The organism is Marinomonas algicola, from assembly GCF_014805825.1.
Taxonomy (GTDB): Bacteria; Pseudomonadota; Gammaproteobacteria; order Pseudomonadales; family Marinomonadaceae; genus Marinomonas; species Marinomonas algicola.
In genome coordinates, this window is sequence record NZ_CP061941.1 from 4073980 (window position 1) to 4095696 (window position 21717).

The following is a 21717-nucleotide window of genomic DNA, read 5'->3' on the forward strand; positions in this document are numbered from 1 at the left end:
TTTATACGACGTTGCCCACTTCTTCTTCTTCGATAACGTGGGTTTCGCTTTTAGCGTCGCTCAACCATTCTTGCATAGATGGATGCGATAACATGGTATCTCTGTAGATTGCGGCGGCACCCGAGAGCTCAATGCCATAAGTTTCAAATCGAAAAACGACAGGAGCGAAGAAAACATCCGCTAGGCTGAAGCTACCAAATAGATAATCTCCTTTATTGGCATTCTCGTTTCTTAACTGCGTCCACGTTTCATTCATCCATTGCGCTTCTTGTTGCGCTTTATTTGACAAGGTAATTGTTCGACTGGCTCGACAATTCATCGGCATTTCACTGCGTATAGCAAATAAGCCCGAATGCATTTCTGCCACAATAGATCGAGCCTTGGCTCGTTGGCTTCTGTCCATTGGCCAACCTTTCCCATCCAAACAATGCTCATTAATGTATTCACAAATAGCGAGTGAATCCCAGACGCTTAGGCCGTCATCGACAAGAACAGGAACTTTGCCGACCGGAGAGTGCTTGGCCAACTCACTGTAAAACGCATCGCTAAATAACGTTAATTTAACTTCCTCAAAAGGGATATTGAACGCTTTTAACGCCAACCAACCTCGTAAAGACCAAGATGAATAATTTTTATTGCCGATGATCAGTTTCATACTCTGTATTCCTTTTCTTTGTTTATCTTTGATGTATTCCATTATTGCGGCTTGTTTTTCGAATGACTAACGAATAGTTTTGATACCACCTATTTCAAACACTTATAGATGGTTCTGTTTATGGACATTGATGCACTTCGTAGCTTTATTGCTTTTGTTGATACAGGCAGCTTCACTCGTGCGGCAAAGCAAACTTTTCGCACGCAAAGTGCGATCAGTATGCAGATGAAAAAACTTGAAGAAGAGACTGGGCATGTGTTGTTTGTAAAGGAAGGCCGCAACCTTGGGCTTTCGGATCAAGGGCAGCAGCTGGTGAGTTATGCGAGAAGGCTGGTGTCCTTGCACGATGAAGCACTTGGGTATTTTTCATCGCATCAGCTTCACCCACCGTTAACCATAGGTTGCCCAGACGATTACGCTGAATCCGTCTTGCCTTCTATTGTTAGCTTGATTCGGAACACATTACCCAATCAAGGTATTAGGATAGTCTGTGAATGCAGTACCCAATTACGCTTAATGCTCGACCAGGGAAGAATAGACATCGCCATTTTGACGCGTGCACCTGATGCCGAAGAAGGCTATTTACTGCGGCATGATGCAGGGGTGTGGGTACAGGGTAAAGATATTCAATCAGAAGCCCAACTTGCGAGCCAACACAGCGTATCCTTAATATTGTACGAACCCGATTGTAAGTTTCACAGCGCGGCAATTGATGGGTTAGAGAAACAAGGTCGAAGCTACACACTCCTTTGCAGCAGCTCCAGTGCAACAGCGATTAAAAGCTTATTACGTCGTGGTTTAGGCATTAGCGCTATGGCCAGATCAAGTGTGTCTTACGGACTGTCTATTATTGAAGAAGGCAACTTGCCAACGCTCCCCTCTGTGGACATTGTGCTCGCCGTTGCACCCGTTCCGCACCCATTATTTAGCTCACATTTGGCGGCCGAGATCAGTAAAGCGTTCTCAAAGCAGTCTAATAATGTGTCTTAACGTCGCTAACTAGAAACACAAAAAGCGAACACCGATCAAGTATTCGCTTGTTTTACCTTACTTGACAACAAACACCAGCAAGACGTTCCTAGCGCAAACTAATAATAGGCCATTCTCTGTCTTTCGCCGTTTGCTGCAAGACCGGATCAGGGTCCACGGCAACAGGGTAAAGCGCCTTTTCCAATAAAGGCAAATCATTACGAGAGTCGCTGTAGAAATACGTTTCATCCATAGAGAAGCCATGCTGTTCCGCCCATTGTTGTGCTCGAACCACTTTGCCCTCCCTAAATGTTGGCGTTCCGACCAATGCGCCAGTGAGGTGGCCGTCTTTTATTTCTAGGTCAATTCCAAGAGCATGTTTTACGCCTAGATATTTTGCGACAGGGGCCACTATGTGTATTCCGGTGGCCGAAATAATAACGACTTCATCCCCTGCATCATGGTGTTTTTTCAATAAGGCATTTGCTTTAGGCAAAGCCATATCAACAATAATATCGCGGATGAATTTTTGTACAAAAACATTCAAATCTTCAGCGGTTAAATGGCATAACGGAGAGAGTGTGTAATGCATGTATTTTTCTAAATCTAATACGCCATTGTCGTAGTCTTCCATGTACGCGAGATTGACCTCTAGGAAATTGTCAGGTGTGATCAGTTCACTGGCTACCATGTATTCAGAAAACGCTTGCGCTGTGTCGCCCGCAACCAATGTATTATCAAGATCAAAAAATGCCAGAGCCATTATGGTTCCTTAAAAAAAATAAATAAATCCACCGCAACATTACCCTAATGCCACGGCTACTAAGCCAATAAAAGTCACTAAGACTCCAATCATTTTAGGGGCTTTTAAGGTCTCCCCGAACCCTATTACAGCGAACAAGACACCCAATGGAATGCTGAATTGGCGAAGTGCAACGACATAACTTACGTTACTGACATAAGCCATACTCAATATAACCAAGGCATAAGTCCCTAACATGAGCCCACCTGTTAGCCATGCCGCTTGCCACTGAGCCTTGATAAGAACAGACATGTCAATGCGTTTTTTTGGCGTGCTCACAACAAACCAGGCCATCCAAAAAACGGCAAATGCGCTTTGTAAGGTAACATAAACCAAAGCAACCTCACTTGCACTGGCTATGGGCTCACCAGCAGAATTTGTCAAACCTCTCATTAACTGAGTCGCTTTATTATCCACTAAGGAATAACCCGCGGTAGCAAAAGCCGCAACAAGAGCAAAAGCGGTCGTACGATTCTGGTAATTAGAGAACTTTAATTCACGAAAACTCGGGAGAGGAATAAACAAACAACCCAATACAATCAAGATAATCCCCATCACCGCTTGCATTGAAACATGACTTTGTTGCCCAAGAAAAAAACTGGTAATGCAAACCAGAATAAGAGGGGACGATCTGGCAATAGGGTAAGCAATCGACATGTCTCCTGCTTTGTAGGCCTCAGCCAATCCCCATAAATAAAAAGATTGGAAAAGACCGGTCAAAAACAAGAGCACAATTATGTTGTAATCAAAAGCTTGAACCAACTCCCAATGAATAAACACCATGGGAGAAAAAATGACCGTACCCGCCACCATAGTCAGAAAGAAAAAGGCCAACGTAGGGCTGGTCTTCTTGCCAAAGAAATTCCAACCTGCATGCATAAAGGTCGAAATCAGTACTAATATAATGGCGGTCAGTGTCATTTACTATCGTCCTTACTTCTACGGCACCTAACGTTTACGCCAATGCTGTGTCTTTTTGAGCAACACGCTTCCCAAAAACCAGTGAGCCACACGCGCTAACATGCATGTCATCATGATCATTACGGCCATTGCAGCGGCGGGTGCAATATCGCCCGCATCATCCATATTCAACACCGCCACCGACGCTAAGGTCGTATTGTAAGAATAAAGAAACACAACGGCTGAAACGGTTGTCATCGCGTTAACGAACAAATAACTGGCAATATCCAATACGGCCGGCATACAGACGGGTAAAGACACTCGCCAGAAAGTCAAAATTTGCGGCACCTTAAGCGAGGCGGATACAGATTCGAACTCAGCGTCAATTTGCTTTAATGCCGTCGTGGCCGTGAGATGACAGACAGTATAAAAATGGCTGACCGTACAAACAACAAGGATGGCCATCGTACCATAAATGCTATTTAGTGGGTTATTAGGGGCATTGAAAAAGAAAATGTACGCCAACCCCAGTACTAGGCCTGGCACCGCCAGTGGCAGAATAGCAAACAGATGAAAGAACCATTTTAGCACTTTAAAACCGGCCAATTTAGCGACCAAATAGGATTGAAAGAAGATGAATCCTGTACCAATGACAGCCGTATAAGCCGCGAGTTCAATGGAATTCCAATAGGAATCCCAACCGCCGCCATCCATTAAATCAAAATTATAATTTTTCAAAGACAAGTTGAGATTATAGGGCCAAAAAGTTACCAAAGAAGCATAGACAGCCATGGCAATTATGCCAAGGATGACCACAGAAACCGCAACCATCAGCAGTAAGAAGGCTTTATCAACAATGGCTCGAACAGGTGGTGTCCAAGGTACCGCCTTTGATGTGAGTAAGGCCGATTGTCGACGCTGTAACCAACGGTCCGTGATAAAGGTCAACACCGCAGGCAACAACAAAATAACACTCACGGCCGCCCCCATTTCAAAGTTTTGCTGCCCAATAACTTGTTTATAGATATCGGTTGCCAATACGTTAAATTGCCCACCAATCACCTTCGGCACACCAAAGTCGGTAATCACCAAAGTAAAGATGACAAAGGCCACACTGATAATACCGTATTTGGCGGCAGGCAAGGTGACTGTGAAAAAAGTACGCATCGGCGAGGCGCCTAGCACTTCGGCCGACTCATACAATCTCGCATCCGTATTGGCTAACGCCGTTATCATAATCATCAAGGCATGGGGAAAGGTCCAAAAGCAGGAGCCAATAACAATACCAATTGGCCCATAAATACTTTCCCCCATTAATAATTCTTTTAAAATACCTTGGTTACCAAACAGATAAACCAAACTAATCGCTGGTAATAAAGAAGGTGATAGAATGGGCAATACCAGTACTATTCTAAAAAAATTCTTAAGCGGGATTCTCGTTCGACAAATCGCATAAGCCGCTAAGAATGACAAGCTGGTGACAATAAGGGTCGAGAGCAGAGCAATAAATAAAGAGTTACTCACTGAGCTGTAAAGACTCGGAGTCGAAACAAATTTAGCGAAGTTTGCTAAGCCAATAAATTGACCGTCACTGTTTTGAACACTTTTAGACAAGAGTGTATAGAGCGGCAGGACAACACAAAGTAATAGCCCGATGACACCGACAACTAACACCCCACCGAGTGACCATTCATCTAAACTACGTCGACCATACCATGGCTTTTTTGAGGAGGCTAAAGACGCGTTGCTGGAAGCGGCTTGACTCATGCTGCGCCTCCAAAAACGTGTAAACGATCTTGTGGTAACTGACAGGCCACTGTTTGGCCTTGAGTCAGTTGTAAACGGGCCATTTCATTCATAGAAACATCGGCTAGGATAGGACGTTCATGATTGTCCAGCTTCAACATAGAACGTACTCGAGACCCTAAGAATTCTAAATGGATTACTTGAGCGTTTACAATATTATTATGAGTCGAGTCAACCGCAAAACGCACGTCCTCAGGACGAATGGCCAGTTGCACAGGAGAGCCTGTATTGAGCGACGTGGATTGGTCACAAAAAAGCGTTAAATCACCCGATTGCATTTGACCTGATGCATCCACCTTTGCACTTAAGAAATTCATTTCCCCAACAAATTCAGCGACAAAAGGCGATATTGGTTGAGCGTATACCTCTTGAGGCGTTCCTATTTGCTCAATAACACCTTGATTCATGACCACGATTTGATCCGCCATCGTCAGCGCTTCTTCTTGGTCATGCGTTACCATGATAGTGGTCACGCCCAACTTTTCTTGCAACTGTTTAATTTCTTGACGTAAATGAGCGCGCACACGCGCATCGAGTGCAGACAAGGGTTCATCTAATAACAATAAACCAGGGGATGTCGCCAACGCACGCGCTAACGCCACACGTTGTTGCTGCCCACCAGAGAGTTGAGCTGGATATTTGTCCTCACTGCCAGACATACCCACCGTCGCCAGTAATTCCGTTACTCGAATTCGACGATCGTTTGCAGATACTTTTTGTGAAGCTAAGCCATACGCAATGTTGTCAGCCACTGTTAGGTTTGGAAACAAGGCATAAGATTGAAAAACAATGCCGAAATCACGATGCTTAATAGGAGCATGAGTGATGTCTTTACCTGCTTGCAGAATTAAGCCAGCTGTCGGTGTATCTAAGCCAGCAATAATTCGTAGTAAACTGGTTTTGCCACAGCCAGATGGACCTAAAAAACAAACAAACTCACCTTCTGAAATACTTAAAGAAACGTCTTTTAATGCTTTATGCGAACCAAAGGACTGATGGATATTGGTAAGTTCTAGGTATGTGTTACTGGACATTGATCGGCCTCTTTCAATCCATATATTAAAACGGTCATGTAAAGCAGTGGCTTTACATGACTAAAAAGGAATCAGACAAAGAAGACAATTTCTGTGTCTGATGTAGACTTGATGTTACTTAGGTTCACTTTTACCGTCGTAACGTTGCTGCCACGTAGACAGAATCAGGTCACGATTTTTTGCAGACCATTCGAAGTCATTATCAATCATCAATGACTCTGCATTTTCAGGGTAAAATTCGATTGGTTTAGCAATACCAGGCATAGCCACAACAGCATATCCTTCGTTGTACATTTCATTGGCTTGTTTCGAGATGGTCCAATCCACCAAGGTTTGTGCCGCATCTAACTTATCCGTACCTTTGATAATCGCGGTTGCTTCCATATCCCAACCAAGACCTTCTTCTGGAAAGATAATGTCTAATGGCGCACCTGATTTTTTTGATTTAGCCGCGCGGAACGCAAACGAGATGCCGATGGGAATTTCACCTGCTGCGGCTAATTTACAAGGCTTTGACCCGGAGTGAGTATAACGGCTGATGTTCTCATGCAAGCCATCCATATATTCCCAGCCGCCATCTTGTCCAAAAATTTGTAACCAGCTACTAACGTCTAAGAAACCCGTACCCGAAGAACTTGGGTTTGGCATAATAATATGCCCTTTGTAAGCAGGATCCTTCAGATCGCTCCAAGACGTTGGTTTTGGTAGACCCAGTTTCTCGGCTTCCACTGTGTTATAACAAACGGCGGCAATCCAAGCATCCATGCCTGTCCAGACAGGCTCTTTATCAAGGTCTTTGAAATTAGGGGAGATCGCATCATAGCCTTTTGGCTTGTAAAATTGCAGCATGTCTTCATTTTTTAACATCATCAAACTTGTTGCCGCCAATCCCCAAACAACATCCGCTTGTGGGTTGTTTTTTTCGGCTAATAACTTGGCTGTCACAACCCCTGTCGAGTCACGTACCCAGTTGATTTTAATTTCAGGATGCTCAGCATTAAAACGCGCAGCGTACTTTTTAAGGTCTTGCGCTTCAACCGCAGTGTAAACCGTTAATTCAGTTTGCGCCGCATTGACAGACATCGATGAGGCGGTAATACCAGCCAAAACAGCCAGACGTTTTAGTAGCGTATTCTGTGTCATTTTCTTCTCCATGCATCAAATTGTAAGCTTATGTATAACAAATATATTGCGAACCATCAATTGGTATATACCAGATTAATCAGTATGCAAAATAGCAGCCAAAGGTTACAAAAACATGACAAAAGAAGAGAAAAAAGATGTATGGCGACATTAAAAGAGACAATATCGCGGATGAAAAAAAACGGAATGCTAGGCTAAATTGAGATCGTTTTAGCGGTCAATTATTGATCGATATTTTAATGGAAACGGCATCATGACGCCAAAATTCATAATCAATTTCAAGGACTTTTTTATCGGCCGTATAATTAATTCTTTCAACGTGCAAACCCGCTTGTCCAGTAGAGATCCCTAGATCATTGGCCGCATGAGAAGGCAAAGAAGTCGACTTAAAAGACAGATCCATATCACGGTATTGACGCTGATATTTCTGCTGCAATATAAGGCTTAATGATTGACTTAGATCTTCGTTTTCTATATCTGGTAACAGGTCAATATTAATGTACATTTTTTCAATTAAAACGGGTCGTTGATCAATCGAACGCCGACGATGTAAAAATAACACTGGAGTGCCCTCCTTTATGCACATTAATTGAGCCACTTCTGCACTGGCTGGCTCAACTTGCTGCAATAATTTCTCCGTATACGGCACATGACCTTGTTCAGTTACATATAAATTAAAGCTTAAATTGCTCGCTGGATCATAAATAACCGCTGGCGGAGTAACAAACCAGCCACGACGATTTTGTCGGTATATTAACCCTTCCGCTTCGAGATTTTGCAATGCTTGCCTAACGGTGACACGGGTTAACTTAAAGGCTTCTCCTATTTCTCTCTCAGATGGCAACTTAGCGCCAGCCTCAAGAAGTTTTTTCTCAATTAGGTCACTAAAGTGTCTCTGTAATGCGCGGTATTGGCTATTAGCCATGTCTATTCCTAATGAAAAGTCTGAGTTGAATAGCGCTGTGCGCCAAGTAAAATTATTGCGCCAGCATTCTACCTATAAAAGTGCATTTTTCTTAGTAAAAAGTAACCAGCACTTTTCTAGAACGGACGTTAATCAAAAAGCACGCTCGTCCCCTCTTCTTTTTAAGGCGCATTCGAACAAAAACAAGGCTATTGCAAGACTTTGTTACAATAGGTTGCTCTACTTTACCCCATAGACTCTCAGTCTTTGCTAGATTTAACCTATCGTTTTATTAAGTCTATTTTAAGTGGCCTCATGGTAACTTAAAGATGCAATAAAAAGCGGTACTAAATTCGAAACATCCACTACTCAGTAAGTGGGTAACTATAAAAATAACAAGGGTTACAATCATGAAAAAACTTGCTTTAAGTTTAACCGCCGTTGCTTTCTCTATCTCTGCTGCAACAACCCATGCTGGTGAAGTAGAAGTATTACACTGGTGGACATCTGGCGGTGAAGCGGCTTCTATTAACGTCTTAAAAGGGCTAATGGAAGAAGAAGGTCATACTTGGAAAGATTTCGCTGTTGCAGGTGGTGCGGGTGAATCAGCCATGACCGTTCTAAAATCTCGTGCGATTTCTGGTAACCCGCCAGCCAGTGCTCAAATCAAAGGCCCAACCATTCAAGAATGGGGTGACTTAGGCTTCCTAACAAACCTAGATGACGTTGCTAAAGCGGGTGACTGGGACGTGGTATTGCCTCAAGTCGTGAGCAATACAATGAAACACGAAGGTCACTATGTTGCCGCACCGGTAAACGTTCACCGTGTAAATTGGTTATGGGCGAACCCTGAAGTATTCCGCAAATCTGGCGCTAGCATCCCTACCACGTGGAAACAATTCATTTCCGAAGCCGATAAAATCAAAGCGGCCGGTTTCACACCGCTTGCACACGGTGGTCAAGCGTGGCAAGACGCTACTTTATTTGAAGCCATTGCGTTAGAAAAAGGCGCGAAGTTCTACAACAGCGCGTTCATTGGTCTATCCGATGATACGCTGCGTAGCGACGAGATGATTGATGTCTTCCGCACCTTCAAAAAAGTACGTGGTTATGTGGATTCCGGTTTCTCTGGTCGTGATTGGAACATTGCGACTTCTATGGTTATCAACGGTGATGCCGCCATGCAAATCATGGGAGATTGGGCGAAAGGTGAATTCACCGCGGCAGGTAAAAAAGCAGGCATCGATTACGTTTGCTACCCAGCGCCAGGCACAAGCGAAATGTTTACCTTTAACATCGACAGTTTAGCGATGTTTAAAGTAAAAGGTGAAGACAACCAAAAAGCACAGCAAGATTTGGCTCGTTTAATCTTAGAACCAGAATTCCAAGAAACCTTTAACTTGAATAAAGGATCTATTCCAGCGCGTCTAAACATGTCTCGCGAGAAGTTTGACACTTGTGCTCACTCTTCTATGGATTCTTTCCTAGCAAGTTCAACTACAGGTAACCTGTTACCAAGTATGGCCCATGGAATGGCCGCCTCTTCAATGGTTCAAGGCGCTATCTACGATGTAGTAACAAACTACTTCAATGACGAGTCTATGACGCCAGAAGTCGCTGTAGATAAATTGGCTAGAGCGGTAAAAGCAAGTATGTAAGCGTTCTTCGAGGTCGGCTACACAGTAGCTGACCTCTTATATTCTCTCCTGATTGAAGCATCACACTATGAAAACAAACGCCATTAACTCTGAGCCTACTAACGCTCGGGCAGGCCGACCTGCACGCTTATCGCTCGCAGACTGGATGCCAAAAATTGTCATGGCACCTACGGTTATAGTCACGCTAGTTTGCATGTACGGATACATGATCTGGACGGCCGTACTTTCCATGACGAACTCTCGTATGCTGCCATCTTATGATTTTGTTGGATTAAGCCAATACGAACGCTTATTCAACAATGATCGCTGGATTGTCGCCCTGACTAACTTGGGCATTTTTGGCGGTTTATTTATTCTTATCTGCTTGGTTCTAGGTGTTATTTTAGCGATTTTCCTAGATCAAAAAATTCGTTCTGAAGGCGCTATTCGTACCATTTATCTTTACCCTATGGCGATTTCTTTTATCGTAACGGGTACGGCTTGGAAGTGGTTATTAAACCCAACAAACGGTTTTGAAAAACTCATGATCGACATGGGCTTTACCGATTTCACATTTGATTGGTTAGTTAATCCAGATAAAGTAGTTTACTGCTTAGTTATTGCCGCTGTTTGGCAAGCATCTGGTTTTGTAATGGCCTTATTCCTAGCGGGACTTAGAGGTGTGGATGGCGACCTTATTAAAGCCGCTCAACTTGATGGCGCGAATACCTTTACAACGTATCGTCGGATCATTTTACCTTCGTTAAAGCCTGTTTTTTTCAGTGCTATGGTGATCTTATCTCACATCGCTATTAAGAGCTTTGACCTAGTAGCCGCCTTGACCAATGGTGGGCCGGGCTATTCTTCCGATTTACCCGCCAACTTCATGTATGCGCATACGTTTACCCGTAGCCAAATCGGCCTAGGTTCCGCCTCCGCTATGGTGATGTTGGGTTGCGTACTTGCGATACTCGTTCCTTATCTGTATTCCGAATTACGAGGAGAGCGCAATGAGTAATATTCAAGCCATTCGCCGTAAAACAACCGCTGTTGAAAGACTGCTACGCGTTGCCTTGTATCTGGTGTTAATCAGTGTTGCGGCGATTTATTTGTTGCCTTTTATTGTTATGCTGATTACCTCATTAAAGGACGTTGAAGAAATACGAACAGGAACCCTTCTGTCTTTGCCTTCAAGTTTGTATTTTGATTCATGGAGCAAAGCGTGGTCATCTGCCTGTACTGGCAGTACCTGCGACGGTATCTCTCCGTTTTTCTTAAATTCATTTCAAATCGTAATACCCGCGGTGATTATCTCCACCATTTTGGGAGCCATTAATGGTTATGTTATTTCCATGTGGAAATTCCGTGGTAGCGACTTGTTCTTTGCGGCCTTATTGATTGGCTGCTTCATTCCCTTCCAAGTCATTTTGTTGCCAATGGCAAGAACACTCGGTTGGTTAGGTATCGCGAATACCACGACCGGATTGGTTTTTGTCCATGTGGTCTATGGCGTCGCGTTTACAACCTTATTTTTCCGTAACTTTTATCAATCCGTGCCAGGTGAACTCGTAAAAGCCGCTCGCTTAGATGGCGCTGGCTTCTTTACCATTTTTTATCGCATCATACTGCCGATTTCGACGCCCATTATTGTGGTAACCGTCATTTGGCAATTTACTCAAATTTGGAATGACTTCTTATTTGGTGTTGCATTCTCTGGCTTCGATACACAGCCAGTTACCGTTGCGTTGAATAACTTGGTGAACACCAGCTTTGGCGGGAAAGAATATAACGTCGATATGGCGGCCGCCATTATGGCCGCCTTACCAACACTGATTGTGTATGTATTAGCTGGAAAATATTTTGTTCGAGGATTAACAGCAGGCGCTGTCAAAGGCTAACTCAAGCCAATACTCGAACCGTACCAAGATAACAATAAATATTGATAGAAACAGTCGTTCGCTTAGACATTATTTACCTTACCAAGCGAACGTACTGATCTCACATTCGGAGTTCAGAAAATGGCAAACTTAGTCATAGATAATGTAATAAAGCGTTATGGTCAAACAGAAGTTTTAAAAGGCATCAATATTGCGATTGAGGCGGGTGAATTTCTTATTTTAGTCGGCCCATCTGGTTGTGGTAAGTCTACATTGATGAATTCTATTGCAGGATTAGAGGATGTGACTGACGGACGTATTTTAATCGATGATAAAGATGTGACTTACGCCAACCCAAAAGATCGTGACATCGCCATGGTGTTCCAATCCTACGCTTTGTATCCAAACATGACAGTGGAACAAAATATTTCATTTGGTTTAGAAATGCGAAAAGTACCAAAAGAAGACCGTGATATTGAAGTGAAGCGCGTTGCTGAAATGTTACAAATCACCCATCTTTTGCATCGTAAACCGGCTCAACTATCCGGCGGTCAAAGGCAGCGTGTCGCCATGGGCCGAGCTCTTGCTCGTCGACCACAGCTTTATCTATTTGATGAGCCACTGTCCAACCTTGATGCAAAATTGCGTGTAGAAATGCGTACTGAGATCAAGAAACTGCACCAAAAACTGGGCACAACCATTGTGTATGTCACCCACGACCAAATTGAAGCCATGACCTTGGCCGATCGAATTGCCGTAATGAAAGACGGGGAAGTTCAACAGTTAGGCACACCACAGGAAATTTACGATAATCCAGCTAATTTATTTGTCGCTGGCTTTATGGGATCGCCTGCAATGAACTTTATTCCTACTAAGGTTGTTGCCACAGAAAATGGCCCGATGTTGGAACTGGATGCGGTACAAAAAACATTACTGCCTTTCCCAAACAAAGATTGCTTAGCAAACTATGTCGGCAAAACCATCATGCTTGGCTTACGCCCTGAAATGATTACCGAGCCACAAGCACATAAAGATGGGCAGCCTTTTGTGGTCACCACAGACATCAATGTTGAAGTGACCGAGCCAATGGGTGCCGACACCATGATACTGACTCGAGTAAAAGACAATGAAATCAACTGTCGATCTCATCCAGCGTATCCGGCCAAGCCTGGCGATAACATCAAGATGATGTTTGATACCTCGAAAGCCGTTGCCTTTGACAAAGACTCAGGCGTTCGTCTCGACACATAAGCTTTTATTACGGCTTACTTATCTCGGCAACAGAGTGTGTTTTGACGTTTCCTCTGAGAAATACATTCTGTTTGCTTTTGCCAACTTTCGAGTTGGCTTTTTTTTGTTGACCAGACTCAAAATAGAAAAAGCAGGCTGTATGATGCCACCTGTATATAGGTAACATCATACAGCCTTGGTCGTCACAAACAGAAGAATCGCTTCTGTATTGACATCAGTGCAGCGCCTCTACAACTTAAGCGCGTGCTTAACGACTATAGTTAGCAAGGTCTTGCAATAAAGTGTCCATTTTATAAGACAATTCATCATTGCGAAGCCGGGTCATGTTCTCATCAAACGCATCAAAAAAGCTCGGAATAGCCAGCGCACCCACAATCGCCGCCCCAAAACGAGGTAAGGATTTTTCGGCGATTTCCAACACGGATTTACCGCCACGAGCACCGGGAGACGTCGCTAACAATAAAGTAGGCTTGTTTTGAAACATCTTCTGTTCAATGCGAGAAGACCAATCAAAAAGATTCTTAAACGCGGCGGAGTAGTTACCATTGTGTTCGGCAAAAGACACAATCACCACATCGGCCGCTTGAATTTTATCGAGAAAAGATTGGGCGTGTGGATGGGCTTTGTTACCTGTTTCTTGCTCTAATGCCTCTTCTTGCTGCGATGTAAACAGAGGTAAATCAAAATCGTTTTCCTCCAAGGTGGTTAATTCAATCGGTGTTACACTGGGCAATTTATTCGCTGCAAATAAAGCTAATGTTTGATTAACCGACGTACGGCTGCCACTCGCGCCAAAAGCAAATACTTTCATCTCGTTATTCTCCGTAAAAATGATGTTTAAAATACAGCGACTTAGGCTGATTACTCGACAAAACAATAGAATCAAATGACGCCATCTGCTACCAGAATAGACAAAATCATTGCTTTTCGCTACGCAGGAATCTACTCTTATTTGATCAGCACAGATAGAGAGATCAGCATGCAAATCAATGGTTCCGCATTCCAACAGGGCTTAGCAGGCTTTCAAACAAGTCAATCAAACTTAACGCAAGCAAGTGCTAAAGTGGCTCAAGCCCCGATCACTCAATCCTCGATGACGGAATCGAATAATACCGATTCATCTGCCATTCAAGACGGTTTAGTCGACGCAAACAGCCGTAAAATTGAAGCACAAGCCAACGCAAAAGTATTGGAAACGGCGAATAAAACCCTCGGCTCCATTATTGATATCACGGCGTAACACCACACTATTCGTATTTTATCTTTCATAAGTTTCTCATGACCAAGTATGATACGCATCTACTCACCATGATAGCCCAACTTTATTGGCTACCTCACAGTCTAAAAGTGCAAGAAAAAGGTCATACACAATGATGAATACTAAGATCTACAAATCGGTCCATACTCTAGCGGAACAACTAATGGCCGCCTCAGAAAAGGAAGATCGCACAGAGTTTGACGCACTTTATGCGGAACTAAACGCTATTTGTATCGACAATGAAAATACCGATAAAGATCACCCTGTCCAATGGGAAACATTAGCGGATTTTACGGAAGAGTTGGAAGACGCTATTTTAGGGTATGAGAAAGCGCTCAAAAAAGCCGTAGCCATTAATTCTAAGGATTATATGTCTTCTATTGCCTTTTCAATGGCAACGCTGCAGCTGGAATTAGGCCAAACTGATGAGGCCATTAAGAACCTACAAGCCGCTAAAGTAAGCGCGAATAAGATTGAAGACAAAGAATTCAAACGAGAAATCCATTCTCTATTGGAACGCTTATTGGTGGAAGCTAGATAATACCAATCGTTTACCCTACCCCTTACAACGACAGCCACAATGATGGCCGCCCACTCATCCGTTCAGGATTAAACGTATATGTCCCTATTATTTGAAGAAATTGATAGCCAAGCGTCCCTATTAGGTGAAATCTCTCTGCGCAGAAGGCGTATACCCGCTTTAGGAGAGAGAGACATTTATGAAGTTAAGCTTGGCGAAGAGTTTTTAATGTCGAGCATGTTTGTGGATGCCGAAGAAGCACTTGCCGAGTTTGGCTTAGCGGCCGTAAAAGGAGACACCATCAGTGTTGCCGTGGGTGGATTGGGCCTTGGATACACCGCTGTTGCGGCATTAAAAGACCCTAGAATTTCTGAGCTCTTTGTGGTCGATGCACTGGAAACCGTGATAGGCTGGCATAAAAATGAGCTTGTTCCTCTCGGAAAAATATTAAACGCGGATACACGTAATCACTACGTACTAGGCAGTTTCTTTGATCTAGCCACAGAGACAACGGCCGGCTTTGATCCGCTTAACAGGGGGAAGAAAATGGATGCCATTCTGTTGGATATTGACCATTCTCCTACAGAATTTTTGAATGCAGCAAACGCACGCTTTTACACAACGGAAAACCTAAGCATTATGGCTGGGCACCTTAAGGAAAACGGCGTCTTTGCCATGTGGTCACAAAACCTGCCAGAAAGCCGTTTTGAAGCACTCTTAAGCACGGTATTCACAAAAGTAGAATCTCACGTAGTGACCTTTGATAATCCCTTCCAAGGCACACCATCCACAAACTCCGTTTATGTTTGTATCAAGTGATAACAGTACAACTAATCCCTAAGCACTAAGAAAACCCAGTCCAGTGAAGACGCTCTAATAACGTTGAGCGCTTCGCCTATTACTCATGTTAAAACCGAGTCCAATTCGTCTGTAACCATTTCATGGCGTCAATTTGCGTCTTGACCTCTTCTGGTAGCTCTTTATCCATCACTTCAGCGACTTTCACCAATGATTTTTTCAGCTTTAAACGCTTAACGCTGGCGAAGCGAGTAATCAGATAATGGACTTCAGACGCTTCATGACGATTGAAGTCGGTTTTATCCGGTGTACCCGATACTCTTGGGTCATCACTTGGAATTGGCGTTTTTTGATACGCAATATGGTTCGGTAAATCGGTAACTTTAAAAGGCTTCAAGTGGTGTCTCTACTGTTATGTTTCAATTGTATTGGCAAAATACATCCTGTGGCTTTACCAAGGTCAGTTTACGCTACTTTCGCCTTTTTCGCTTGTGAACTGTGCTTAAAATACAGTCTAAACTGCACATTCCATCCTTTAAATTCTTAATTAATCCCAATCATACACACATCAAGTAACAACCGCGGAAGCCAGGTCCAAAGGCTATTTTTATTACTTTCATTGCGTAATAATCACTCCATCGAAACGCAACAGCGCTTCACATTCACATCAAATTTGGAGATACATTATGAACACATTGACTAAAGCAACATTGGCTCTTTTAACCTCTTCTGTTATCGCTACGTCCGCGTTTGCGGTAAACGGTTCTTCTGATGATTCCGCTTACGAAACGTACCGTAACAGCATCTCAAGTGTAGAAGCGTTATCAAATACGCTTGATGCGAAAGGCATTGAATACAATGCCGACGTTAATCTGAAAGGCGCCAACACCTTCTCTAAAAAAGCAGAAGCGTACAACGACAAGTACGAAGAACTTCAAACTATCTTCAATGCAAACCACTTTGCAAACTAATTGAGTTACATCGATTTAAGATCCGCTCTTCCTTTTACAAGGTTCCTTTTAGCCAGATTATCCTTTGATACTCTGGCTTTTTTATTCAGATCGTCTAGCACCTGATCTAGCCTTATTTCCAGATAAACGGCTCACCCTTCAGCAACGTATATTCACTTTGAACAGAGGTAAAGTTATGGGCGGCCGGTATTATTTTCACCGAAATATTTGGAGTGTAGCGAGTAATTTTTCCGCGTGCAGCAACTTGTTATGTCTTTGTTGCTAATTGTTCATAGCCTAGCAATACCGGTGGGCTAAATGAATCAAACAGCCACCCTGGCAACCTCTTTCGCTCGGTTCTATAAACCTCCATCAACTCATTGAGGTCTGATGGTTTATCTATACCGAGAATACATTTTGATTTTTCAAAATATGACTTAGATGAAGATCTCGCGAACACCTCGAGTGCGCTGTGAAACCGACCAATATAAACTAAGGTGTATGGAAACCAGCGGGAGTAATAGTCAGACTGTTGCACTTCGGCTCTCATGAACAATATAAAGTCAGCTTGCATAAGGTATCTAAACTCAATCCCTGAAAGTTTGCTACGCTGCTCCATTAGATCAGCATGCAGTGATACTCGGTTCAATTTTAACCGAGTGTTCCTATGTTCCAATGACCGTAAGTGTGTTCGAAAAGCATCGTAACCCACCATCACATCTTTACCATAATCGGATTGACCTGATACATAATATTCTTGATTCAATAGAAGGTTAACTTCTGAGAATTTTTCATGCTTAATTAGAACGGCTACTAAATAGAGGAACAGTTCGTGTGCAATAAACTTGAAGTTGTCGAAGTCCCATTCATTCCAACTATGCACGTTTTCAGGCCTATTCATATAAGGTATTAATGCCTCGAAAAAACGATGTAACTTCGAAATATTTTCTTCCGTTGGCGCATATTGCGCTAACGCTACAAACAAAGAAATTGCTTCATTTCGATACGGGATAAATTTCTCAAGGCTATCTATTACTTGATCGTCAAATTCTCCATTTTTATCTTTAATTCTAAATTTATCTAGATTACTCACAAATGTCGTCAAATATTCATCTAGAGCGCCCGATAAAAACGGCTTATTTTCTTTAATTGCGGATATCGCCCTTTTGTGAGTCGCAGTAGTCCCTAATGAAATACCTTCTGATCCCTCTAAAAATGACGGGCGCTTTCCTATTTCTGGCCTCGTATAGAGGGGCTTGTCATATATCCATCTCAGTAACTTCTCGAAGTTATCTGCGTAATTGTCTGGCTCACTCAGATCTATATATATCCTAGATTTATAATATGTAGGTAAAAATGCTTTACCTTGATCATCTTTTTCAGGAATGATTGCTACAAATTTTCCTTGCTCCTGATTTTCATATACCTCACGTGAAATGATCTGCGTTTCAGTTCCTACACCTCCCGACCGACCATCTGCTTTTGATGCATAAACTTCATCGCATACAATTGCCACTTTTGATATTTCAGGGTCAGTAACCATCTTTTCCATGAAAGCTACAGAATCATGGCCTTCCTTAAGATCCCACTTATCTAGAATGACATGAATGCCAGATTCGGTTAACTCGTTTGCTAACTCAATAACCCATTGCTCGTGTGTTGGATTAGACCAACTATAAGATATAAATAATTTTGGGGTTTCCATCAGAGTTTAATTCCTTGGTGGGCATAACGCCCTGTTAACAGCTTGTTATGTGTTCATTGCTAGGTTTACAGCACTAACATTAGCCCCATTAACCTCAAGCTCTAAATTAACTTTTTTATTTTGTACAACACTTAAAAATATACTGACGATTTTTATAAGCTGAACATAGTAAACTCGTTTTTTGTACTCTTTATCCGAAGCAAAAAAGAAGCCCATGCAACCTAAACCACCAGGAACAAATGGAGAATATATTTTGCTATGGATAAATTGATTACATAACCTTTCCAAAGCTAGTTCATGCTTATCACTTTTCCCAAAGTGATATTTTTTAGACCACTTTTCATCGTCTTCACTTTCAAGCTCAGCTTTACTTTTAATAGGGTACGAAATTAAACTAGTATTATAACCTGATAGCTCCGTACTAAGTAATTTACTCTCTTTCAATTTACGAATTGCGTAACAACCAAGAAATACGGCTTTTTCTGTTTTAAATTCAAGTTCGTTATCCCACACAGTTGTACGATATAAGCTCTCTAAGAATTTCGCGGACTCTCTCAATTCATTTAGCCAATATTCTTTTGTATATTCTTCAATCAAACCTCAACTCCTACACACATAACTACTAAGCGGTTGTTAAATGGCGCCGCCATGGTTATGAACGGCTGCTTTATTAATAGGGAGTTTGCTTTTTCAAAATTGGCGACGTCCCTGTTTACATCGTGGTGTTTTTTGTACTCTTCAAAAGTACTCTTAACAATCCTTTGTGTTTCTTATATTTTACTACTTCTACTCGAATTCTAAATATTAGACAAGTAAGATCCCTGAGACTTCACTACCTGATAGTTTTTACCCTTGCCATGACTTGATGCCATTCTTTTCTAACGACTATTGAACCTCCGCTGGGTATCTTGGTTGTTATCTCCCAGATACACTACCTTTGATTCACCACAAGATGGACATCGACACCCTGCTGGAACCGTGTCTGCTTTATAACTGGCTATGGTAGCCCGACATTCCAATGCAAATCTGCAATAAACATCCCATGGACGGCTCATTAAATGACTCAGTGTGCCATCCCATGCTGTCTTTTCAATCGTTGATCATACGCTTGGCGTAATTCGCTTACCATCGTGCCTCAAAAACGGTTTATTGGCCTAAAGATCAACGTTTCATGCACCCAAGCGAGTTCGGATGACTAAAAGCGCTTTGTCGGCCTGAAGGCCGACCTACAAAAGATTCTCATTTTAGGTGTGATGTGATACTACATGAAAAGTCTGCGTTTTTTCTGCGCTGACGACGACAGTGACGCAAGCAGAAAAGACGAAGGCTTTTTGAGTTCATACATTCTAAGAGCATTTGGGTGACTCAAAAGCGATTTGGCGGAATAAATCCCAACCTACTAGAATTGCATATTCCAACATTAGAGTGTTTTTCATCAAAATAACCTGATAAAAGGCACCAAGCTTCCGTTACTTTTACCTCGCTATTTTCACCATTTACGCTTGTGAACTGTGCTTAAAATACAGTCTAAACTGCACATTCCATCCTTTAAATTCTTAATTAATCCCAATCATACACACATCAAGTAACAACCGCGGAAGCCAGGTCCAAAGGCTATTTTTATTACTTTCATTGCGTAATAATCACTCCATCGAAACGCAACAGCGTTTCACATTCATATCAAATTTGGAGATACATTATGAACACATTGACTAAAGCAACATTGGCTCTTTTAACCTCTTCTGTTATCGCTACGTCCGCGTTTGCGGTAAACGGTTCTTCTGATGATTCCGCTTACGAAACGTACCGTAACAGCATCTCAAGTGTAGAAGCTTTATCAAATACGCTTGATGCGAAAGGCATTGAATACAATGCCGACGTTAATCTGAAAGGCGCCAACACCTTCTCTAAAAAAGCAGAAGCGTACAACGACAAGTACGAAGAACTTCAAACTATCTTCAATGCAAACCACTTTGCAAACTAAGTTAGTTACATCGATTTAAGATCCGCTCTTCCTTTTACAAGGTTCCTTTTTAGCCAGATTATCCTTTGATACTCTGGCTTTTTTATTCAGCCCTTCTAGCACCTGATCTAGCCTTATTTCCAGATAAACAGCTCACCCTTCAGCAACGTACATTCACTCTGAACAAACTCGGCATCCATTACAATTTTTTGTGTTGAGTCGGTTCATGTATGAGTGACGATAACATTAAAGACGATCCAATCATTGTAACCACTCTAGCAGTCGAAAAACGCGAAACTGTGATCGCCATAGACCCTTAATGACCTGTATTGTTAGCTATGTTAGTCAAAGCATGCTCCGATTACAGTAAGTTGCCTTTTCAAACTCACTGACATCCATCGCAATATTTGAAACATGTGGAAACATAGTAACTAGCTTTCCAACAACCGATTGTGACAACATTGCCCGCTGTTCAGTGGTGCGACCCTCCATAATGTTCGAAAAAACATGAATAAACAGTTCACGTTTTCCCCCAACTAAATACTTATTGTAAGGGTTAACTCGGACTTTAATATCACTGCTATCAAACAAACCAGAGGCCATAGCAACCAAATGAATTTGCTCTGCAATATATTCCTCGGAGTGACTTTCCAGCAACTCAACCGAGCAATCGATTTTAAAATGTGGCATTGATCTTCCTATATACACTGAATTGCTAACGAGGCTGTAGAGTTACTCATTCCCAACCGACTTAATTAATGTAACCCCACAATATTGCACATACACCCAAGATTCAAGACTAATGCAAGACATCCAATTTTATAAAGTATTGTAACGAGTACGACTGTTTTTCCCCTTTTCAGCGGCTTCACTCGTTTCTTTATACTAATGAAGACAGATATTTTAGGCGTCACGGCAATAACAGCCCGGGTAGCCCGACATTCCAATGCAAATCTGCAATAAACACCCCATGGACGGCTCATTAAATGACTCAGTGTGCCATCCAATGTTGTCTTTTCAATCGTTAATAACGCGCCTTGATCATACGCTTGGCGTAATTCGCTTACCCTCGCGCCTCTAAAACGGTTTATTGGCCTAAAGACCAACGTTTCATGCGCCCAAGAGAGTTCGGATGGCTAAAAGCGCTTTGTCGGCCTGAAGGCCAGACAAAAGATTCTCATTTTAGGTGTGGTGTGATACTCATGAAAAGTCTGCGTTTTTTCTGCGCTGACGACGACACTGACGCAAGCAGAAAAGACGAAGGCTTTTTGAGTTCATACATTCTAAGAGCATTTGGATGACTCAAAAGCGATTTGTCGGGATAAATCCCGACCTACTCGAATTGCATGCTCCAACATTAGAGTGTTTTTCATCAAAATAACCTGATAAAAGGCACGAAGCTTCCGTTACTTTTGCCTCGCTATTTTCGCCTTTTACGCTTGTGAACTGTGCTTGAAATACAGTCTAAACTGCACATTCCATCCTTTAAATTCTTAATTAATCCCAATCATACACACATCAAGTAACAACCGCGGAAGCCAGGCC

Annotated in this window: 22 protein-coding genes and 1 pseudogene; 10 read left to right on the plus strand and 13 right to left on the minus strand. The window is 42.5% G+C overall.

The features are described 5' to 3' along the window. Position 1: 1 nt before the first annotated feature. Complete coding sequence (locus IEZ33_RS18685) at positions 2-655, minus strand: glutathione S-transferase family protein (protein ID WP_191601493.1); 654 nt, start codon at positions 653-655, stop codon at positions 2-4. A gap of 120 nt (positions 656-775) precedes the next feature. Here IEZ33_RS18685 and IEZ33_RS18690 point away from each other — a divergent pair, with 120 nt between their 5' ends. Then, positions 776-1645, plus strand: coding sequence for a LysR substrate-binding domain-containing protein (locus tag IEZ33_RS18690; RefSeq protein WP_191601494.1), 870 nt, complete (start codon positions 776-778; stop codon positions 1643-1645). A gap of 88 nt (positions 1646-1733) precedes the next feature. Here IEZ33_RS18690 and IEZ33_RS18695 read toward each other — a convergent pair whose 3' ends face one another. From IEZ33_RS18695 to IEZ33_RS18720, 6 genes are all read right to left on the minus strand, one after another. After that, positions 1734-2387, minus strand: coding sequence for an HAD family hydrolase (locus IEZ33_RS18695; RefSeq protein WP_191601495.1), 654 nt, complete (start codon positions 2385-2387; stop codon positions 1734-1736). Between the two features lie 39 nt (positions 2388-2426). Further along, complete coding sequence (locus tag IEZ33_RS18700; protein WP_191601496.1) at positions 2427-3347, minus strand: EamA family transporter; 921 nt, start codon at positions 3345-3347, stop codon at positions 2427-2429. 27 nt (positions 3348-3374) lie between these two features. Further along, positions 3375-5093: a putative 2-aminoethylphosphonate ABC transporter permease subunit gene (locus tag IEZ33_RS18705; RefSeq protein WP_191601497.1), complete on the minus strand. Its 1719-nt coding sequence runs from the start codon at positions 5091-5093 to the stop codon at positions 3375-3377. Then, the gene (locus IEZ33_RS18710; RefSeq protein WP_191601498.1) at positions 5090-6166 is read right to left on the minus strand and encodes a putative 2-aminoethylphosphonate ABC transporter ATP-binding protein; all 1077 of its coding nucleotides are present in this window, start codon (positions 6164-6166) and stop codon (positions 5090-5092) included. The genes IEZ33_RS18705 and IEZ33_RS18710 overlap by 4 nt, the downstream gene beginning before the upstream one ends. Before the next feature lie 114 nt (positions 6167-6280). After that, on the minus strand, positions 6281-7309 hold the full coding sequence (locus IEZ33_RS18715; RefSeq protein WP_191601499.1) for a putative 2-aminoethylphosphonate ABC transporter substrate-binding protein: 1029 nt from the start codon (positions 7307-7309) through the stop codon (positions 6281-6283). A 217-nt stretch (positions 7310-7526) separates the two neighbouring features. Further along, on the minus strand, positions 7527-8234 hold the full coding sequence (locus tag IEZ33_RS18720) for a UTRA domain-containing protein (RefSeq protein WP_191601500.1): 708 nt from the start codon (positions 8232-8234) through the stop codon (positions 7527-7529). 389 nt (positions 8235-8623) lie between these two features. On the opposite strand from IEZ33_RS18720, the gene IEZ33_RS18725 reads away from it, so the two are divergent. The 4 genes from IEZ33_RS18725 (at position 8624) to IEZ33_RS18740 (ending at position 12978) form a co-directional block, all read left to right on the plus strand. After that, positions 8624-9871, plus strand: coding sequence for an ABC transporter substrate-binding protein (locus IEZ33_RS18725; protein ID WP_191601501.1), 1248 nt, complete (start codon positions 8624-8626; stop codon positions 9869-9871). A 67-nt stretch (positions 9872-9938) separates the two neighbouring features. Next, a complete protein-coding gene (locus tag IEZ33_RS18730) occupies positions 9939-10868 on the plus strand; it encodes a carbohydrate ABC transporter permease (RefSeq protein ID WP_191601502.1) in 930 nt (309 codons plus the stop codon). Further along, the gene (locus tag IEZ33_RS18735) at positions 10861-11748 is read left to right on the plus strand and encodes a carbohydrate ABC transporter permease (RefSeq protein ID WP_191601503.1); all 888 of its coding nucleotides are present in this window, start codon (positions 10861-10863) and stop codon (positions 11746-11748) included. The genes IEZ33_RS18730 and IEZ33_RS18735 overlap by 8 nt, the downstream gene beginning before the upstream one ends. A gap of 120 nt (positions 11749-11868) precedes the next feature. Then, positions 11869-12978: an ABC transporter ATP-binding protein gene (locus IEZ33_RS18740; RefSeq protein WP_191601504.1), complete on the plus strand. Its 1110-nt coding sequence runs from the start codon at positions 11869-11871 to the stop codon at positions 12976-12978. Between the two features lie 247 nt (positions 12979-13225). On the opposite strand, the gene IEZ33_RS18745 is transcribed toward IEZ33_RS18740, so the two are convergent. Then, the gene (locus tag IEZ33_RS18745) at positions 13226-13789 is read right to left on the minus strand and encodes an NADPH-dependent FMN reductase (RefSeq protein ID WP_191601505.1); all 564 of its coding nucleotides are present in this window, start codon (positions 13787-13789) and stop codon (positions 13226-13228) included. Positions 13790-13864: 75 nt separating this feature from the next. Between IEZ33_RS18745 and IEZ33_RS18750 the strand changes: the two genes are divergently transcribed. The 3 genes from IEZ33_RS18750 to IEZ33_RS18760 all read left to right on the plus strand — a co-directional run bounded on the left by IEZ33_RS18750 (position 13865) and on the right by IEZ33_RS18760 (position 15575). Continuing rightward, complete coding sequence (locus IEZ33_RS18750) at positions 13865-14218, plus strand: hypothetical protein (RefSeq protein WP_240009575.1); 354 nt, start codon at positions 13865-13867, stop codon at positions 14216-14218. A gap of 130 nt (positions 14219-14348) precedes the next feature. Next, the gene (locus IEZ33_RS18755; RefSeq protein ID WP_191601506.1) at positions 14349-14777 is read left to right on the plus strand and encodes a tetratricopeptide repeat protein; all 429 of its coding nucleotides are present in this window, start codon (positions 14349-14351) and stop codon (positions 14775-14777) included. A gap of 78 nt (positions 14778-14855) precedes the next feature. Next, positions 14856-15575, plus strand: coding sequence for a spermidine synthase (locus IEZ33_RS18760; protein ID WP_191601507.1), 720 nt, complete (start codon positions 14856-14858; stop codon positions 15573-15575). Between the two features lie 88 nt (positions 15576-15663). Here the strand turns inward: IEZ33_RS18760 and IEZ33_RS18765 are convergent, their stop codons facing one another. Then, positions 15664-15951, minus strand: a complete 288-nt coding sequence (locus IEZ33_RS18765) for a hypothetical protein (protein ID WP_191601508.1) — start codon at positions 15949-15951, stop codon at positions 15664-15666. 289 nt (positions 15952-16240) lie between these two features. On the opposite strand from IEZ33_RS18765, the gene IEZ33_RS18770 reads away from it, so the two are divergent. Then, entirely contained in the window at positions 16241-16525 is a 285-nt protein-coding gene (locus tag IEZ33_RS18770) for a hypothetical protein (RefSeq protein ID WP_191601509.1), read from the plus strand. Positions 16526-16772: 247 nt separating this feature from the next. Here the strand turns inward: IEZ33_RS18770 and IEZ33_RS18775 are convergent, their stop codons facing one another. Together IEZ33_RS18775 and IEZ33_RS18780 are read right to left on the minus strand one after the other, a co-directional pair. Next, a complete protein-coding gene (locus IEZ33_RS18775; RefSeq protein WP_191601510.1) occupies positions 16773-18209 on the minus strand; it encodes an SEFIR domain-containing protein in 1437 nt (478 codons plus the stop codon). A gap of 45 nt (positions 18210-18254) precedes the next feature. Next, entirely contained in the window at positions 18255-18806 is a 552-nt protein-coding gene (locus IEZ33_RS18780; protein WP_191601511.1) for a hypothetical protein, read from the minus strand. Positions 18807-19908: 1102 nt separating this feature from the next. On the opposite strand from IEZ33_RS18780, the gene IEZ33_RS18785 reads away from it, so the two are divergent. Further along, a complete protein-coding gene (locus IEZ33_RS18785) occupies positions 19909-20193 on the plus strand; it encodes a hypothetical protein (protein ID WP_191601509.1) in 285 nt (94 codons plus the stop codon). A 324-nt stretch (positions 20194-20517) separates the two neighbouring features. On the opposite strand, the gene IEZ33_RS18790 is transcribed toward IEZ33_RS18785, so the two are convergent. Then, entirely contained in the window at positions 20518-20862 is a 345-nt protein-coding gene (locus IEZ33_RS18790) for a 5-carboxymethyl-2-hydroxymuconate Delta-isomerase (RefSeq protein ID WP_191601512.1), read from the minus strand. Between the two features lie 239 nt (positions 20863-21101). Next, positions 21102-21260: pseudogene (locus IEZ33_RS21050) on the minus strand (IS91 family transposase); the annotation flags it as partial. Between the last annotated feature and the right edge of the window lie 457 nt (positions 21261-21717).

Excerpts from the sequence above, each read along its gene's own strand:
- IEZ33_RS18685 (WP_191601493.1), bottom strand. The coding sequence starts at position 655 with ATGAAACTGATCATCGGCAATAAAAATTATTCATCTTGGTCTTTACGA.
- IEZ33_RS18690 (WP_191601494.1), top strand. The coding sequence starts at position 776 with ATGGACATTGATGCACTTCGTAGCTTTATTGCTTTTGTTGATACAGGC.
- IEZ33_RS18695 (WP_191601495.1), bottom strand. The coding sequence starts at position 2,387 with ATGGCTCTGGCATTTTTTGATCTTGATAATACATTGGTTGCGGGCGAC.
- IEZ33_RS18700 (WP_191601496.1), bottom strand. The coding sequence starts at position 3,347 with ATGACACTGACCGCCATTATATTAGTACTGATTTCGACCTTTATGCAT.
- IEZ33_RS18705 (WP_191601497.1), bottom strand. The coding sequence starts at position 5,093 with ATGAGTCAAGCCGCTTCCAGCAACGCGTCTTTAGCCTCCTCAAAAAAG.
- IEZ33_RS18710 (WP_191601498.1), bottom strand. The coding sequence starts at position 6,166 with ATGTCCAGTAACACATACCTAGAACTTACCAATATCCATCAGTCCTTT.
- IEZ33_RS18715 (WP_191601499.1), bottom strand. The coding sequence starts at position 7,309 with ATGACACAGAATACGCTACTAAAACGTCTGGCTGTTTTGGCTGGTATT.
- IEZ33_RS18720 (WP_191601500.1), bottom strand. The coding sequence starts at position 8,234 with ATGGCTAATAGCCAATACCGCGCATTACAGAGACACTTTAGTGACCTA.
- IEZ33_RS18725 (WP_191601501.1), top strand. The coding sequence starts at position 8,624 with ATGAAAAAACTTGCTTTAAGTTTAACCGCCGTTGCTTTCTCTATCTCT.
- IEZ33_RS18730 (WP_191601502.1), top strand. The coding sequence starts at position 9,939 with ATGAAAACAAACGCCATTAACTCTGAGCCTACTAACGCTCGGGCAGGC.
- IEZ33_RS18735 (WP_191601503.1), top strand. The coding sequence starts at position 10,861 with ATGAGTAATATTCAAGCCATTCGCCGTAAAACAACCGCTGTTGAAAGA.
- IEZ33_RS18740 (WP_191601504.1), top strand. The coding sequence starts at position 11,869 with ATGGCAAACTTAGTCATAGATAATGTAATAAAGCGTTATGGTCAAACA.
- IEZ33_RS18745 (WP_191601505.1), bottom strand. The coding sequence starts at position 13,789 with ATGAAAGTATTTGCTTTTGGCGCGAGTGGCAGCCGTACGTCGGTTAAT.
- IEZ33_RS18750 (WP_240009575.1), top strand. The coding sequence starts at position 13,865 with ATGACGCCATCTGCTACCAGAATAGACAAAATCATTGCTTTTCGCTAC.
- IEZ33_RS18755 (WP_191601506.1), top strand. The coding sequence starts at position 14,349 with ATGATGAATACTAAGATCTACAAATCGGTCCATACTCTAGCGGAACAA.
- IEZ33_RS18760 (WP_191601507.1), top strand. The coding sequence starts at position 14,856 with ATGTCCCTATTATTTGAAGAAATTGATAGCCAAGCGTCCCTATTAGGT.
- IEZ33_RS18770 (WP_191601509.1), top strand. The coding sequence starts at position 16,241 with ATGAACACATTGACTAAAGCAACATTGGCTCTTTTAACCTCTTCTGTT.
- IEZ33_RS18775 (WP_191601510.1), bottom strand. The coding sequence starts at position 18,209 with ATGGAAACCCCAAAATTATTTATATCTTATAGTTGGTCTAATCCAACA.
- IEZ33_RS18785 (WP_191601509.1), top strand. The coding sequence starts at position 19,909 with ATGAACACATTGACTAAAGCAACATTGGCTCTTTTAACCTCTTCTGTT.
- IEZ33_RS18790 (WP_191601512.1), bottom strand. The coding sequence starts at position 20,862 with ATGCCACATTTTAAAATCGATTGCTCGGTTGAGTTGCTGGAAAGTCAC.